The organism is Streptomyces sp. NPDC050263 (assembly GCF_040655955.1).
GTDB lineage: Bacteria > Actinomycetota > Actinomycetes > Streptomycetales > Streptomycetaceae > Streptomyces.
In genome coordinates this window covers 1-1127 of record NZ_JBFAKW010000316.1, presented here as the reverse complement: position 1 = coordinate 1127, position 1127 = coordinate 1, and the positions used below count along the sequence as shown (strand labels likewise).

Here is a 1127-nt window from a genome sequence, read left to right as displayed (position 1 = left end):
GGGGTTTGGGTCCGTCCACGGCGCCGCAGGTAGAGCAGGTCTGCGAGGTCGGTGTGAACCGGCCGATCGTGACCAGGGTGCGGCCGTACCGATCCGCCTTGTACGTCAGCATGCTGGTGAACGAGGACCATCCGGCATCGTGCACGGACTTGGCCAGCCTCGTGCGGGCCAGCCCCGCCACCGACAGGTCCTCCACGGCGATCCCTTGGTTCTCGGAGATCAGCCTCGTGGAGAGCTGGTGGTGGAACTCACGGCGTGCGTCGGCGACCTTCGCATGGGCGCGGGCGACCTTGAGGCGGGCCTTGGCCCGGTTCCTGGATCCCTTCTGCTTGCGGGACAGCTCCTTCTGCGCCTTCTTCAGCTTCTTCTCCGCCCGGCGCAGGAACCTGGGAGAGTCGATCTTCGTGCCGTCGGACAGGACGGCGAAATGGGTCAGGCCCAGATCGATGCCGATGGTCTGGTCGGTGTCGGGCATCCGGGTCGCGTCGGCGGCGGGGTCGGTGTCGATGACGAAGGACGCGAAATACCGGCCAGCCGCGTCCATCACGACGGTGACCGAGGCGGGGGTGGCGGGCAGCGCGCGGGACCACTTCACCTTCACCGCGCCGATCTTCGGCAGGTTCAGACGGCCGCTGCCGGTGATGCTCCAGCGGGCGTTGGCGGTGAACCGGACCGACTGCCGGGTGTCCTTACGGGACTTGAACCGGGGTGCACCCAGTTTCGGACCCCTGCGGGTGCCCTTGAGGGAAGCGAAGAAATTGCGGTACGCACTCTCGGCATCCCGCAGGGACTGCTGCAGGACGACCGCGGAGACCTCGCCCAGCCAGGACCGTTCCGCTGTCCGCTTCGCCTCCGTGACCAGCCTCCTCGACAGCTCTCCGGCCGTCGGAAACGACTGCCCGGCCCGGCGGGCGTCCTCGCGGGCACGCACCGCGTCGTTGAACACCACCCGGGCGCACCCGAACGCCCTGGCCAGCGCAGTGCGCTGGCCGGCATCCGGGTACAGACGGAAGCTGTACCGGAGCTGCATGACGATCACATTAGGGAGGTCGCACACGCGTCACCAGAGAGAACATGCGAACGAATCATCACCCTGACTCTCTCGCCTCCCCTCCCCACCGCAGCGT

At 67.8% G+C, this 1127-nt stretch carries 1 protein-coding gene; it reads right to left on the bottom strand.

Going from position 1 to position 1127, the window contains the following annotated elements:
• On the bottom strand, positions 1-1030 hold a 1030-nt coding region (locus AB0J04_RS46250; protein ID WP_363174752.1), incomplete at its 3' end, for a transposase.
• Positions 1031-1127: the final 97 nt, after the last annotated feature.